The 14095-nt window shown below is 53.1% G+C and carries 14 protein-coding genes; 9 read left to right on the top strand and 5 right to left on the bottom strand.

The window, feature by feature from the left end; all coding sequences use genetic code 11:
* Positions 1-111 precede the first annotated feature (111 nt).
* Positions 112-918, bottom strand: a complete 807-nt coding sequence (locus Q3O06_RS01750; RefSeq protein ID WP_301817313.1) for a cytochrome C assembly family protein — start codon at positions 916-918, stop codon at positions 112-114.
* A gap of 220 nt (positions 919-1138) precedes the next feature.
* On the opposite strand from Q3O06_RS01750, the gene ffh reads away from it, so the two are divergent.
* The 4 genes from ffh (at position 1139) to Q3O06_RS01730 (ending at position 3908) form a co-directional block, all read left to right on the top strand.
* Positions 1139-2509 carry a signal recognition particle protein gene (gene ffh / locus Q3O06_RS01745; protein ID WP_301817311.1) on the top strand — a complete coding sequence of 457 codons (1371 nt, stop codon included), beginning with the start codon at positions 1139-1141 and terminating at the stop codon, positions 2507-2509.
* 13 nt (positions 2510-2522) lie between these two features.
* Entirely contained in the window at positions 2523-2750 is a 228-nt protein-coding gene (locus Q3O06_RS01740) for a hypothetical protein (RefSeq protein ID WP_301817309.1), read from the top strand.
* Positions 2751-2855: 105 nt separating this feature from the next.
* Positions 2856-3200 carry a hypothetical protein gene (locus tag Q3O06_RS01735; RefSeq protein WP_301817308.1) on the top strand — a complete coding sequence of 115 codons (345 nt, stop codon included), beginning with the start codon at positions 2856-2858 and terminating at the stop codon, positions 3198-3200.
* 249 nt (positions 3201-3449) lie between these two features.
* Complete coding sequence (locus tag Q3O06_RS01730; RefSeq protein WP_301817306.1) at positions 3450-3908, top strand: four-helix bundle copper-binding protein; 459 nt, start codon at positions 3450-3452, stop codon at positions 3906-3908.
* A gap of 54 nt (positions 3909-3962) precedes the next feature.
* Here Q3O06_RS01730 and Q3O06_RS01725 read toward each other — a convergent pair whose 3' ends face one another.
* Together Q3O06_RS01725 and Q3O06_RS01720 are read right to left on the bottom strand one after the other, a co-directional pair.
* On the bottom strand, positions 3963-4568 hold the full coding sequence (locus Q3O06_RS01725) for a nitroreductase family protein (protein WP_301817304.1): 606 nt from the start codon (positions 4566-4568) through the stop codon (positions 3963-3965).
* A gap of 47 nt (positions 4569-4615) precedes the next feature.
* Complete coding sequence (locus Q3O06_RS01720) at positions 4616-5014, bottom strand: DoxX family protein (protein ID WP_301817303.1); 399 nt, start codon at positions 5012-5014, stop codon at positions 4616-4618.
* Between the two features lie 107 nt (positions 5015-5121).
* Here Q3O06_RS01720 and Q3O06_RS01715 point away from each other — a divergent pair, with 107 nt between their 5' ends.
* From Q3O06_RS01715 to Q3O06_RS01695, 5 genes are all read left to right on the top strand, one after another.
* Positions 5122-6033 (top strand): LysR family transcriptional regulator, encoded by a 912-nt coding sequence (locus tag Q3O06_RS01715; protein ID WP_301817302.1) that lies wholly within the window; start codon positions 5122-5124, stop codon positions 6031-6033.
* Positions 6023-7324 carry an FAD-binding domain-containing protein gene (locus tag Q3O06_RS01710; RefSeq protein ID WP_301817301.1) on the top strand — a complete coding sequence of 434 codons (1302 nt, stop codon included), beginning with the start codon at positions 6023-6025 and terminating at the stop codon, positions 7322-7324. The genes Q3O06_RS01715 and Q3O06_RS01710 overlap by 11 nt, the downstream gene beginning before the upstream one ends.
* A 62-nt stretch (positions 7325-7386) precedes the next feature.
* Positions 7387-7689: a hypothetical protein gene (locus Q3O06_RS01705; protein ID WP_301817299.1), complete on the top strand. Its 303-nt coding sequence runs from the start codon at positions 7387-7389 to the stop codon at positions 7687-7689.
* 28 nt (positions 7690-7717) lie between these two features.
* On the top strand, positions 7718-9868 hold the full coding sequence (gene dinG, locus Q3O06_RS01700) for an ATP-dependent DNA helicase DinG (RefSeq protein WP_301817298.1): 2151 nt from the start codon (positions 7718-7720) through the stop codon (positions 9866-9868).
* Between the two features lie 35 nt (positions 9869-9903).
* Positions 9904-10518, top strand: a complete 615-nt coding sequence (locus Q3O06_RS01695; RefSeq protein WP_301817296.1) for a tellurite resistance TerB family protein — start codon at positions 9904-9906, stop codon at positions 10516-10518.
* 231 nt (positions 10519-10749) lie between these two features.
* On the opposite strand, the gene Q3O06_RS01690 is transcribed toward Q3O06_RS01695, so the two are convergent.
* Both Q3O06_RS01690 and purB read right to left on the bottom strand, forming a co-directional pair.
* Positions 10750-12618 (bottom strand): acyltransferase family protein, encoded by a 1869-nt coding sequence (locus Q3O06_RS01690; RefSeq protein WP_301817295.1) that lies wholly within the window; start codon positions 12616-12618, stop codon positions 10750-10752.
* Positions 12619-12698: 80 nt separating this feature from the next.
* Positions 12699-14069 (bottom strand): adenylosuccinate lyase, encoded by a 1371-nt coding sequence (purB, locus tag Q3O06_RS01685; RefSeq protein ID WP_301817294.1) that lies wholly within the window; start codon positions 14067-14069, stop codon positions 12699-12701.
* Positions 14070-14095: the final 26 nt, after the last annotated feature.

Below are 14095 nucleotides of genomic sequence, written 5' to 3'. Positions count from 1 at the left end.
CAAATGCTGCACCACCTCCAATAATCCCTTCCTCGCCCTCCTCCGGCTGGTGCGCCTTTGTGAATATGCCGTCTGAAACTCGGGGCTTCAGACGGCATCTGTTGGCTCTTCTTATCTTTTCAGAATGATTTCCAATACGAATTTGCTGCCCATATAGGCAATCATCAGGCTGACAAATCCTATGATGGTCCACACGGCGGCTTTTTTGCCGCGCCATGCGGTCATGCTGTGCTTGAGCAGCAGTCCGCCGTAAATCAGCCATGACAATATGCCGAATACGGTTTTATGGGTAAAGGTCATGGGTTTGCCGAATACGGTTTCGGCGAAGAATGTTCCGCTGACGACGGAATAGGTCAGCAGGATGAAACCTGCCCACATGGCCTGGAACATGAGTTTTTCCAAACTGAGCAGCGACGGCAGGAATCCTGCGAGCTTGGAGAAGTTCCTGCGGTGCAGGCTCCGATTCAGCAGCAGGGTCAAAACGGACAATAATGTTGCTATGCCGAACAGCCCGTATGCGAGCAGCGAGGTTCCGATATGCAGCATAAAGGGAAGGTCGGTAATTTCATATCCCGAGAATTTTCCAGGAAAAACCAAACCTGACAGCAGCATCAGTGCGGCGCAAGGATACAGCAGCAACTGCACTCCGCGCAGCGGATAAAAGAAGCTGCCGGCAAAATAAATAAACAGCATCATCCAAACAATCAGGCTGCCGGAATACCCGAAGCCCATAATGATGATTTTGTCTTGAATGACCGGCATCAGCAGTGCCGCGCCGTGGACGGTCAATGCCGCGCCCAAAACCGGCAATTCCGTCTTCCACGGGTAATCCCGGCCGCGCCCCTGCTGTTGGCAGTGCCATGCAAATGCACCCAATCCTGCGTAAACCGCCGTCAAAAAGATGAAAACTGTCGGCATGGTGGACTTTCTCTATCTATACTGTTGTGCCGTATGCGGCCGCTTATGAAATATTGGAACTTTTAACGTTGGAATTGTAAAATCCCCGTTTCGGGCAAGCCTTGACGGATTTGCCGATATGCTGTCCGGCACACAAGCCGCATCAAATTATTTTGATTTTATTTTAACAAAGAATGCCCCTGATGGGGCAAGCTATTCTTATTTCAGACCAAGGACCAGTATGTTAGACAATTTAACCAGCCGCTTCAGCAATGTCCTCAAAAACATCCGCGGGCAGGCCAAACTGACCGAAGACAATATTAAAGAAGCCTTGCGCGAAGTCCGCCTCGCCCTGCTTGAGGCGGATGTCGCTCTGCCTGTCGTCAAAGAGTTCGTCAACAACGTCAAAGAAAAGGCCCTCGGTCAGGAAGTGGCGGGCAGCCTGACGCCGGATCAGGCATTTATCGGCGTGGTAAACAAAGCCCTGACCGAACTGATGGGCAGGGAAAACAAAACGCTGGATTTGTCGGTTGCGCCGCCTGCCATCGTTTTGATGGCGGGTTTGCAGGGTGCCGGTAAGACAACAACCGTCGGCAAACTCGCCCGCCTGCTGAAAAACGATCAGAAGAAAAAGGTTTTGGTAGTATCTGCCGACGTTTACCGCCCTGCCGCGATTGAACAACTGCGTCTGTTGGCCAAACAGGTCGGCGTGGACTTTTTCCCATCCGATACCAACCAAAAACCGGTTGAGATTGCAACTGCCGCCGTCGATTACGCCAAAAAACATTTTTACGATGTCTTGATGGTCGATACCGCCGGTCGTTTGGCAATCGATGAAGAGATGATGAACGAAATCAAAGCGCTTCATGCGGCGGTCAATCCGGTGGAAACTTTGTTCGTTATCGATGCGATGCTGGGTCAGGATGCTGTGAACACTGCTCAGGCATTTAATGAAGCCCTGCCGCTGACCGGTGTCGTATTAACCAAGATGGACGGCGACTCGCGCGGCGGCGCAGCTTTGTCCGTGCGCCACGTAACCGGCAAACCGATTAAATTTATCGGTGTCGGCGAAAAAATCAACGGCCTCGAACCTTTCCACCCCGACCGTCTTGCCAGCCGTATCCTCGGTATGGGCGACGTATTGACCCTGATTGAAGACGTTCAAAAAGGTATTGATGAAGAAGCCGCCGCCAAAATGGCGAAAAAGCTGCAAAAAGGCAAAGGCTTCGACCTCAATGATTTTAAAGAACAAATCCAGCAGATGCGCAATATGGGCGGCTTGGAAAACCTGATGTCGAAAATGCCGGGCGAACTGGGTCAAATATCGAAACAAATCCCCGAAGGTACGGCTGAAAAAGCGATGGGCAAAGTGGAAGCCATCATCAACTCGATGACCCCCAAAGAACGCGCCAACCCCGCCCTGCTCAAAGCCAGCCGCAAACGCCGTATTGCGATGGGTGCGGGCACGACCGTGCAGGAAGTGAACAAATTGCTCAAACAGTTTGAACAAATGCAGCAGATGATGAAGATGTTCAGCGGGAAAGGCTTGGGCAACCTGATGCGTATGGCGAAAGGAATGAGGGGGATGAAAGGGATGTTCCCGGGTTTGTAAGGTTTGAAAACGGGTGCCGTCTGAACCGATTTCAGACGGCTTTTTGTCTGTTACTATGTCTGCGCATTATTTCAAAACAGTAAGAACCTTTATAGGAACCAATCCATCGGTTAGATTTACTCCTAAAGGTAAAGCAATTTATCAGGGGCAAAATGGAATCCAAATTATTCATGATATTGAAGGAAATTATTTTAGAATTTTAGATACTAAAATATCTGGAAACGACCTTATTTGGATTTGAATGGTAATATGCCAAATAATAAAATTAATGCGGATGGTAATCAGCAGGGGCGCACTCAAGCTGAATATAATGAAGTAACACATTTTAAGATGAGGGGTCATTGACATGAAACAGATAATAGTCCCGTTAAGTGCTGAAGCTATGAAAAAATTAGATTACGATCAAGCTGATGATAATGAACTATATGTATTTAAACTTTCAGAACAAGAGGTTAATTTGTTATTTGAGAAAAATTTCTTTGATGAAATAAATGAGATAATAGATACATATATAGATGATTATGAGGATGAAAAAATAATTGATTTAAGAAAATTAATTATTCTAAAAAATTTTTTACAAGATAATTTACATCAGGTACTGACAGATATTCCTCCTAGAATATATCAAAATATTTTATTTCTAACTCAACTGGCTATTTCCAAACAGACAGGTTTATTTTTCTTTTTTTAAATAACAAGCGTATTTGGAAATGCAAACCATAGCCCATATGAAATCTAACTCAACAAGCAGTATGTGTGCAGAACGCGCGCATGTTGATGCGCCTTTTCTTAAATTTCCGAATAGCCGAACTGCCTGCCCGTGCGACAATCCCGCACCGGCAAAATCAGCCGGTTGTTCAAAAAAAGCCCCACGGTCGGGGCAGTATGCGGGGAAGTGCCTTGTGCCTGCCCCACTTTCTTAAACCATAAAGGAAACATTATGAACCGTCGTCAATTTTTGGGCAGCGCCGCTGCCGTCTCTCTGGCTTCCGCCGCCTCTTTCGCGCGTGCGCACGGACACGCCGACCACCATCATCATCATCACGATATGCAGCCTGCCGCCGCATCCGCCTACACCGCCGTCCGCCAAACTGCCGCACACTGTCTGGATGCCGGACAGGTTTGCCTGACCCACTGCCTGTCCCTGCTCACTCAGGGCGATACGTCTATGTCCGACTGCGCGGTTGCCGTGCGCCAAATGCTTGCCTTATGCGGCGCGGTGCACGACCTTGCCGCACAAAATTCCCCTCTGACACGCGACGCGGCAAAAGTGTGCCTCGAAGCGTGCAAACAATGTTCCAAAGCCTGTAAAGAACATGCCGCCCACCATGCGGAATGCAAAGCATGTTACGAGTCCTGCCTCGACTGTATCAAAGAATGCGAAAAACTCGTTGCCTGATACTGAAAAATGCCGTCTGAACCCTGTTCAGACGGCATTTTTTTGACTGCTAAATTATGCGCCGAACACTTTCAAACGTTCTGCAACGGGTTCAAAGGTCTTTTCACCTGCCGCCCCTTCAATACCGCCGATAACCATTTGCGCGCGCAACAGCCAGTTTTCGGGGATATTCCACGCTTTGGCAATCGCCGCATCGGGCAAGGGGTTGTAATGTTGCAGGTTTGCACCTACGCCGACCGCGGCAAGCGTCGTCCAGACGGCATACTGTACCATAGCGTTCGCCTGATCCGCCCAAACGGGAAAGTTAGCGGCATAAGCAGGGAACTGCTCCTGCAAACCTTTGACAACATTTTGATCTTCATAAAACAAAATAGTTGCCGCACCCGACTTAAACAGCTTCAATTTTTGCACGGTCGGTTCAAAACTGTCGGCAGGCACGACGGCACGCAGCGCGTCTTCGACAAATTGCCACACCTTATCATGCTCTTCGCCAAACAGCACGACCACGCGGGCAGATTGGGAATTAAACGAAGAAGGCGTGTGCAAAACGGCGTGTTCGACGATTTGGACGATTTCATCTTTGCCGACGGGCAGGTTTTTATTTAGCGAATAAATGGAACGGCGGCTTTCCGCAGCCTGTTGCAGGGATTGACGGCTCATTTCTTTTCCTCAAAAACATTCAACAAAATACATTTAGGCAGTCCGGTTCAGGCTTTACGCTTGAAAAACAGCCTGTCCAGCGACCACGCGCCGCCGCCCGCCGCCGCGATATAAAGGAATACGAAGCAGAACAGCACGGCGGACTCGCCGCCGTTGGCAATCGGAAACAAAGCATTTCCGGAAGCGTGCGCCATAAAATAAGCAACCGCCATCTGGCCGGACAAAACAAACGCGGCAGGGCGCGCAAACAAGCCCAACACCAGCAAAATGCCGCCGACAATTTCTAAAATACCGGCAAGCAGCATCAGCCCGCCGGGCGAACCGCTGCCCATTTCAACGGGGAAGGCGAAGAATTTCGACGTACCGTGCAACAAAAACAGGTAGGCGGTTACGATACGCAAAACAGAAAGCAGAACAGGTTGGATACGTTTGCAGCAATCGGACATAAAAGCTCCTTCGATATTTGTCTTCATTTCAGGCGGCAGAGTATAGATGTTTCCCCGTTTCAAATATATACTGCTTTTATTGATACAACTTTTCCACACAAGAAAATATGGACACCCTGTTCAGCCTCAAAGTTTTCCGCCAAGTCGTCCAAAGCGGCGGCTTCACCCGCGCCGCCGACGCGCTCGGCATCTCCACCGCAATGGCAAGCAAACACGTCAGCCACTTGGAAAACACCGTCCAAGCCAAACTCCTGCACCGCAACAGCCGCAACCTCAGCCTGACCGAAGCCGGGGAAGAATACTACCGGCAATGCAGTTACGCGCTCGACACGCTCGACGATGCCGCGCAAAAAGCCGCCGGAGGGACGGAAAAACCGCAGGGGCTGCTGCGCGTAACGATGCCGCTGTGGTTTGCCGGCAGCCTGATATGCAACTGGCTGGCGGAATACCGCGAACGTTATCCCGAAGTAACATTAGAACTGATTTTGGACAACCGCCACGTCGATTTGATTGCCGAAGGCGTGGATTTGGCGTTGCGCGTTTCCCAAACCCTTTCCCCTTCGCTGATTGCGCGCCCGCTGGCGGAGATCGAATTTGCCCTACTTGCCTCGCCCGATTTCCTGAGGCGCAACGGCGTACCGAAAACGCCGGAAGAAGTAACGAGGCTGCCCGCCGTCCTGCCGACCTACACCAACCAGCAGAAACTCGACATCACCCACAAATCGGACGGCAAAAAATACCGGCTTGAACTGACCCCCGTCATCCGTACCGACAATACGCTGATGATGCGCGAAATGATTAAGGCGGGCGCATGCATCGGTTATCAGCCGTTTTGGGCGGCGGAACACGATTTGCGTTGCGGCTCGCTGGTGAGGCTGCTGCCCGAATACGCCGTCCTGACCGACCGCCTGAACGCCGTTTATGCGGACAGGGCGTTCTTAAGCGCGAAAGTCCGCAGCTTCATCGATTTTCTGAACGAAAAAATCGCCAGCAGGAAAGGCTGCCGAAATGCCGTCTGAAACCGCCCGCCCCCTTTATGCGGACACGCGCTCCGCGCGCACGCTCGTCTGGTTCCGCCAAAACCTCCGCATCCGCGACAACGCCGCCTTATGCGCCGCCGTTGCCGAAGGTTTGTCCGTTATCGGTATTTGGATTGACGATGCCGAAACAGACAACCCCCGCCGCACCACGTTCTACCGCCAATCCGCCGCCGAACTCGCCCAAGGGCTTGCAGGGCGCGGCATTCCGCTCTACACGGCGGCATCGCCTGCCGGGCTCGTCCGGCTCGCCGTCCACCTCAATATCCGCGCCGTCATCGCCGACGAACCCCATACTTTTGCCGACAAACTCGCCGACAACGCCCTTTGGCATGAGCTGGACAAACACGGTATCAGGCTGACCTTCGTCAACGACCGTTCCGTTTTCGGCAAAACCGACCTGACACCAGACAACGGTACGGCACACACCGATTTCGACCGCTACCGCGAAGTATGGCTCGACCGCTTTTCCAAGCAGCCCCCCGCCGATCCGGACCTATTCGCGGCATACCGCCAACCGTTCCCCGAAAACCTTTCCGCCCCGCCGCCTGCCGCCCTTTCAGACGGCATCTTCCTGCCGCAAAACGGCGGCGAAACGGCGGCTTGGCGGCAGTGGTGGCGGTTTCTCGAACAGGCGGATTCCTACTCTGTTTTAAAAGATTTCCCTTCGCGCAAAAACACTTCGCTGATGGGCGCGTATTTGAGTGCCGGCTGCATCTCGCCGCGCCTGCTCGCGCGGGAAAGCCTCGAACGCCGTCTGAACGCGTGGGCGGACAACATCATCCGCCGCGACTTCTTCCTTCAGCTTGCCTTGCAGCACGCGGATGATGCCCCTTCAGACGGCAATCCGGAAAATACCCGATATCTGGCACTCTGGCAGCAGGGCCGGACCGGCATTCCGATTATCGATGCCGCGATGCGCTGTTTGCACAAAACCGGCAGCCTCCACCCCGCCCTGAGACGCTTGAGCGCGGATTTTTTCTGCCACGTTTTAAACCTCCCCCGCCGCGAAGGCGAGATATGGTTTGCCCGACAGCTGACCGATTTCGATGCAGCAATCAACCAAGGCAACTGGCGGCTTGCCGCCTCACGGCACACCTACCCCGACATTGCCGCCGCCGCACACAAGACCGACCCCGACGGCACCTTTGTCAGACGGCATATCCCCGAGCTTACCCACCTACCGGCGGCAGTCATCCATACCCCGTGGCGCGCCGCCGGCAGCATCGACACCCACGGCTATCCCGCCCATCCTGTCGCCGGTATTCCCTAAGCGGCACGGCAACCTAAAACAAATGCCGTCTGAACTTCCGTTTCAGACGGCATTGTGTCCGAATGACTCAATATCTTCCGTTTTTTTCACTTTCAATAATCAGATATGCCCAAATCACCACCACCCAAGCCGACACCGTTCCCATCGCCAGCAAAAAATGCTGCCAATCCGTCATCGGCGGTACAGGGCAACGGCCGCATTCGATTTCCGCGCCGCCCAACAACCGGTACAGCAGCATATCCGCAATCCAAAGCAACAACGGGTATTTCAAACGCCGCAACCAAAAAACCAACCACGTCCGCACGATTCACCTCACCCACATTCCGACAACGATATTGTACCACTTCCATGCAATGTTAAAATAAGCCCACTTCTACCGCCGTACAAAACGCCATGCTCACCGATTTAGAAAAAAACGCCATCCGCGACCATTACCAAAATATCGGCAAAAACCTGCCAGGTTTCCGTCCGCGTGCTTCGCAGCGGGAAATGATTGCGGCGGTTGCCAACGCTTTTTCGCGGACGTTGACGCGCGAAGAAGGCGGCGAGCCGCCCAAGCGCGAAGGCGAGAGCATTGCCGTAATCGAAGGCCCGACCGGCGTGGGCAAATCGCTTGCCTACCTGCTTGCGGGCGGTATCATGGCGCAGACGCGCGGCAAACGGCTGATTGTGAGCAGCGCGACGGTTGCCTTGCAGGAGCAGTTGGTAGACCGCGACCTGCCGTTTCTGGTCGAAAAAAGCGGTTTGGAGCTGACCTTTGCACTTGCCAAAGGGCGCGGCCGTTATCTTTGCCCTTACAAACTCTATCAACTGACGCAAAGCAACGCCCAGCAAAACCTGCTCGGCTTTGAAACCCCCGCCGTCTTGTGGGACAGCAAACCCAAGCCCGAAGAATTGAAGCTGCTGCGCAACATCGCCGACGAATTTTCCGCCCGACGGTTCAACGGCGACCGCGACACTTGGCCGGAAAAAATCGATGACGCGATTTGGCTCAAAGTGACCAACGACCGCCACGGCTGCCTGAAAACCGCCTGTCCCAACCGTCCGGAATGCCCTTTTTACCTGGCACGCGATGTCTTGGAAACCGTCGATGTCGTCGTTGCCAACCATGACCTTCTGCTTGCCGACATCAGCATGGGCGGCGGCGTGATTCTGCCTGATCCCGAAAACAGTTTCTATTGCATCGACGAAGCGCACCACCTGCCCAAAAAAGCCCTCAGCCGTTTTGCCGCCGAACATTCATGGAATATTGCCGTATGGACGCTGGAAAAACTGCCGCAGCTTACCGGCAAAATTGCCGCGCTTACCGATAAAGCCGAACTTGCCAACCTTGCCGACGAAGCTGCCGCATCCTTGCTCGACAGCCTGCACGAATGGCAGTTCCATTTGGCGGAAGAGCCGTCTTTAAGTATGGGGCCGTCTGAAAACGACAGACGAACCAACAGCGAACCGACTTGGCTGTGGGAAGACGGCAAAATCCCCGAAGGCCTCGAAACCACCGTTTCCAATACGGCCATTGCTGCGCGCAGCCTGCTCAAACACGTTATCGGACTGAACGATGCGCTTTCTGCCGCACGCCGCGAAAAAGAACAGGACGGCGCGCTCCTCGACCGCCTGACCAGCGAGTTCGGCCTTTTTATCGCCCGTATCGAACAAATCAGCGCGGTTTGGGATTTGCTCTCCACCGTCCCCCTCGAAGGCGAAGAGCCGCTGGCAAAATGGATAACCCGCCGCGCCGACGACAAAAACGACTATATTTTCAACGCCAGCCCCATCAGCAGCGCGTCCCACCTTGCCAACAGCCTGTGGCGGCGCGCGGCAGGCGCGGTGCTGACTTCGGCTACCCTGCAATCGCTCGGCAGCTTCAACCTGATTTTGCGTCAAACCGGGCTACAATGGCTACCCGAAACCACCACCCTCGCCCTCAACAGCCCCTTTGACTTTGAAAAACAGGGCGAACTCTACATCCCCCCCATATACGCCAGCCCCAAAGACCCCGAAGCCCACACCGCCGCCATCATCGAATGGCTGCCCAAGCTTATTTCGCCCACCGAAGCCATCGGCACACTCGTCCTGTTTTCCTCGCGCAAACAAATGCAGGATGTCGCCCTGCGCCTGCCTGACGAATACTTGCCGCTTCTGCTTGTGCAGGGCGAGTTGCCCAAGGCCGTTCTTTTACAAAGGCATCATCAAGCCATTGCCGAAGGCAAAGCCAGCATTATTTTTGGCCTCGACAGTTTTGCCGAAGGCCTCGACCTGCCCGGCACCGCCTGCGTGCAAGTTATCATTGCCAAGCTGCCGTTTGCGATGCCGGACAACCCCATCGAAAAAACCCAAAACCGCTGGATAGAACAGCGCGGCGGCAACCCTTTTATTGAAATCACCGTCCCCGAAGCCGGCATCAAACTCATCCAGGCTGTCGGCCGCCTCATCCGCACCGAACAAGACTACGGCCGCGTAACCATCCTCGACAACCGCATCAAAACACAGCGGTACGGTCAACAATTACTAGCCGGCCTGCCACCGTTTAAAAGGATAGGGTAAACATACCGCCCTTCCCGCAACAGAAAGGAAAAATCATGAACTTCACCCGGCTGCTCAACCAAGTCTTAAGCACGGTTCAAAAAAAAGGCACCACATTCTCCGACAGCCCGCTCAATTCATTTGGCGGAGGCGCGCTGGTTGCCGGTGTCGCCTCCATGCTGCTGAACGGTAAAAACCGCAAAACCATTACCAAAATCGGTTCAACCGCCGCTTTGGGCTACCTCGCCTACCGAGGCTATCAGATGTGGCAGCAAAACAAAGGGCGGGCAACCGTAACACAAAGCGATTTCCAACCTGCCGGAGAAACTGAAGAAACATACAACCGCACCGTATTGCGCGCAATGATAGCCGCCGCTGCTTCAGACGGCATGATAGACGAAGCCGAACGCCGGACTATCGAACAGGAAAGCGGCACAGACCCCGAAACTGCCGCATGGCTCGCCGCCGAATACCGCCTGCCCGCAAGCATCGAAGACATCGCCGCCTCCGTCGGCAACGATGAGGCGTTGGCAGCGGAGGCCTATCTGGCGGCAAGACTGGTATGTGCCGATTTGTCGCGGAAAGAAACCGTCTTCCTCGCCCGTCTGTCGCAGGCTTTGAAACTGGATGACAATCTGGTGGAGAGTTTGGAAAGGCAATTGGGAATTTAATGACACAGCCAGGGAGGGAAAGTCATCAAAAAACGGTTATTCCCGACCCCGGCCTCAAAACGGCAAAATATAGTGGATTAAATTTAAACCAGTACAGCGTTGCCTCGCCTTGCCGTACTATTTGTACTGTCTGCGGCTTCGTCGCCTTGTCCTGATTTTTGTTAATCCACTATAAAAGCCGCCGCCCCGAAGGGCAAACCCGCCAAAGGCGATATCCGACAAGAAGGCAGGCTACTGCAATGCGCCTCCGTGTGAATGCTTGAGCAAGCTTTCGTGTTTGTGAAATTCCCGCCCCATATAATAAGAACCGAAATAGGTCAGGTGGTCTTGGTCGCCGTAAAGATAGCGGCCGTGTATTTCGACCGTGTTTTTGGGCAGGTATTTCTGTGCGTCCACCCAATGCACATTGGGAATATCTTTAATCAAATCAAAAACCGCCTGATTGCTCTTGCCGATGTCGCCCATAGCCTGAATGGGGCGGAGGTATTGGTTTGCGGCAAATCTTTTCAATTTTTCCTCCCTCAAGGGCGAACGGCTGATTGATGCATTATTCGCAAAAACATATACGGGTTTGACGGCGGCAATCCTCTTGACGGTTTCCCTGAATCGGGCTTGGAACCCGGGTATCAGGAAAGATTGCGCTTCAAATCTCGGCACGGGCTGTCCGCCCATCCTCAAATCATAGAATTGGGCAATGAAAACGGCTTCGGCTTTTTCAACTTCATCCCAGTATTTTCGACATAGCTGGTTGTCTGCCAATTTCGTATCCACCCAAACCAAACACTCCGAATCGAGGGACAGGATTTTGGCTTTCCACCCTTCCCGGCTGCCGACATAATCCAGAAAACCCCGCAGGTGTCCGGCGTGCGAATCGCCGAGGGTCAGGACGGTTTCCGAGAAATGATTTTCCACAGCAAGGGGCGCGCCGGGCAGCGGGCGGAGGTGTTCCTGTTTCAATATCCCCCTCGCGTACAGGTTATAGCCGACCAGTATCAGGGACGGGACAAGATAGAGGTAGAAAAATGCCTTTTTGAAGGTCATCTTCCGTTTTCTAAGCGGCTGTTCAATCAAATAATAGCTCAACAGGGAAAATCCGACCGTCAATGCGGCAACCGCCGATACGGCAGGCAGTCCGAGCTGTTTGTCGCCTGTAATGTAATGGGCGAAGGCAATAAAAATCCAATGGTACAGGTATAGGGAATAAGAGATTTTGCCGACAAATACGATGGGGCTTGCCGACAGGATGCGGGTCGGAAGCGTCCCGTATTGCATACTCCGGATAAGCAGCGCCGTCAGCAGGCAGGGAAGGAGCAAAGTAATTCCCGGGATAAACGGATTATGTTTGTCAATCACGAACAGGCAGGCAAGCAATGCGCCGAAGCAGAGTAATGAAAGCAACTGCCGTTTTCCATTTTCTGTTTGCCGTCTGCCGTTTTGCGTTTGCCCGTAAACCGCCAACAGCGAACCTGCCAACAGCTCGGGAAACCTCAGTGTCGAAAGGTAATAAGTATTGGGTTGGTTGAGGATGTCGGTATAAAACCCGCTTGGCAAAAACGATGAGGCAGTCAAAATCAAAAACAGGATGATGCTGATGTGGCACAACACCCGTAGCGATTTGGTTTTTTTGCAGCAAAATATCAGCAAAAGGGGATACAGGAGGTAATACTGTTCCTCTACCGCCAAAGACCAGATATGCAGTACGGGGTTCTCGTCGGCACTCAAATCGAAATACCCCTGCTGAAACCCCAGATAAATATTGGACAAGAAAACCGCAGAAAGCTCCACGGTTTTCCGCATTTGGTTGAAATCTTCGTAAAGGAAGATTTGAGAGGCAATCACCGAAGCCAGCGACACGGCCGCAATAAAGGCAGGGTAAATCCGCTTAATCCTGCGGGTATAAAAACCCCGGAAAGAAAAAGAACCGTTCTGTATTTCAGAAAGAATGATGCCGGTAATGAGGAATCCCGAGATGACAAAGAAAATGTCCACCCCCAGGAATCCTCCGGGCAGCCAACGGTTATTCAGGTGGAAAATAATGACGGATAGCACGGCGACAGCCCGTAATCCGTCAATTTCCGGCCTGTATCGGACAGCTTGCATAAATATCGCCCCCGTATGTCCCGTTATCTTAAAAATGCCGTCTGAACGCGCGTTCAGACGGCATCGGTTTCAGTAAACGCTCAAATCCGTTTCGCCAACGCTTCAGCCTTGCCCACATACAACGCGGGGGTCAGCTCAAGCAATTTGGCTTTGGCTTCGGTAGGGATTTCCAGCGATCCGATAAAGCCTTTCAGCACTTCGGGCGTAATGCCGTCTTTACCGCGCGTCAGGTCTTTCAGCTTCTCGTAAGGATTGGCCACGCCGTAACGACGCATTACGGTTTGAATCGGCTCGGCGAGCAGCTCCCAAGTGGCATCCAAATCGGCGGCAAGCACGGCAGGGTTGGGTTCGAGCTTGTTCAGACCGCGCAGGTGGGCGGCAAAACCCAACACGGCATAGCCCACGCCCACGCCCATATTGCGCAGGACGGTGCTGTCGGTCAGGTCGCGCTGCCAGCGGGAAATCGGCAGTTTTTCCGCCAAAAAGCCCAATACGGCGTTGGCCATACCGAGGTTGCCTTCGGAGTTTTCAAAGTCGATGGGGTTGACTTTGTGCGGCATGGTGGAAGAGCCGACTTCGCCCGCTTTGACTTTTTGTTTGAAGTAACCCAATGAAATATAACCCCAAACGTCGCGGTTAAAGTCGATGAGAATCGTGTTGATGCGGCTGAGGGTTTGGAAAAACTCCGCCATATAGTCGTGCGGCTCGATTTGAATGGTGTAGGGGTTGAAGGTCAGACCGAGACCGATTTCGACGAAGTTGCGGCAGTGTGCTTCCCAATCCACATCGGGATAGGCGACCATGTGGGCGTTGTAGTTGCCGACCGCGCCGTTAATTTTGCCGAGGAATTCTTGCGCTTGCAGGTTTTTGAACTGGCGTTGCAGGCGGTACACGACATTGGCGATTTCTTTGCCCAAAGTGGTCGGCGTGGCGGGCTGGCCATGCGTGCGGCTCATCATCGGGACGGCGGCAAGATCGTGCGCCATAGCGGTGAGTTTGCCGATAATTTCGGCAAGTTTGGGCAGGATGACGGTTTCGCGCGCCTCTTGCAGCATCAGGGCGTGGGACAGGTTGTTGATATCTTCGCTGGTGCAGGCAAAGTGGATGAACTCGCTGGCAGCGGCGACTTCCGGCACTTCGGCAAAACGTTTTTTCAGCCAATATTCGATGGCTTTGACATCATGATTGGTCGTGGCTTCGATGGCTTTGACGGCGGCCGCGTCTTCCAATGAAAAGTTTTCAATCACCGTGTCGATTTCGGCAAGCGTAAAATCGCTGAAAGCAGGAACTTCTGCAATCTTAGGCTCGGCGGCAAGGGCTTTGAGCCAGTTTAATTCGACTTTGACGCGCGCCTTCATCAGGCCGTACTCTGAAAAAATCGGGCGCAATGCTTCAACGGATTGGACATAACGGCCGTCTAAAGGGGAAAGCGAGGCGATGGGGTTGATCATATCGGCATCCTGTTCGGAAAAGACAT

Origin of the sequence: Neisseria maigaei, from assembly GCF_958267405.1 — a bacterium.
Lineage (GTDB): Bacteria > Pseudomonadota > Gammaproteobacteria > Burkholderiales > Neisseriaceae > Neisseria > Neisseria bergeri.
Note: the sequence above shows the minus strand (reverse complement) of the source record. Positions and strands in the feature narration are given on the sequence as shown.

Coding starts and splice junctions, on each gene's coding strand:
- Q3O06_RS01720 (WP_301817303.1), bottom strand. CDS start 5,014: ATGTCCGATTGCTGCAAACGTATCCAACCTGTTCTGCTTTCTGTTTTG.
- Q3O06_RS01705 (WP_301817299.1), top strand. CDS start 7,387: ATGACTCAATATCTTCCGTTTTTTTCACTTTCAATAATCAGATATGCC.
- Q3O06_RS01710 (WP_301817301.1), top strand. CDS start 6,023: ATGCCGTCTGAAACCGCCCGCCCCCTTTATGCGGACACGCGCTCCGCG.
- Q3O06_RS01735 (WP_301817308.1), top strand. CDS start 2,856: ATGAAACAGATAATAGTCCCGTTAAGTGCTGAAGCTATGAAAAAATTA.
- dinG (WP_301817298.1), top strand. CDS start 7,718: ATGCTCACCGATTTAGAAAAAAACGCCATCCGCGACCATTACCAAAAT.
- Q3O06_RS01750 (WP_301817313.1), bottom strand. CDS start 918: ATGCCGACAGTTTTCATCTTTTTGACGGCGGTTTACGCAGGATTGGGT.
- Q3O06_RS01690 (WP_301817295.1), bottom strand. CDS start 12,618: ATGCAAGCTGTCCGATACAGGCCGGAAATTGACGGATTACGGGCTGTC.
- Q3O06_RS01715 (WP_301817302.1), top strand. CDS start 5,122: ATGGACACCCTGTTCAGCCTCAAAGTTTTCCGCCAAGTCGTCCAAAGC.
- ffh (WP_301817311.1), top strand. CDS start 1,139: ATGTTAGACAATTTAACCAGCCGCTTCAGCAATGTCCTCAAAAACATC.
- Q3O06_RS01695 (WP_301817296.1), top strand. CDS start 9,904: ATGAACTTCACCCGGCTGCTCAACCAAGTCTTAAGCACGGTTCAAAAA.
- purB (WP_301817294.1), bottom strand. CDS start 14,069: ATGATCAACCCCATCGCCTCGCTTTCCCCTTTAGACGGCCGTTATGTC.
- Q3O06_RS01725 (WP_301817304.1), bottom strand. CDS start 4,568: ATGAGCCGTCAATCCCTGCAACAGGCTGCGGAAAGCCGCCGTTCCATT.
- Q3O06_RS01730 (WP_301817306.1), top strand. CDS start 3,450: ATGAACCGTCGTCAATTTTTGGGCAGCGCCGCTGCCGTCTCTCTGGCT.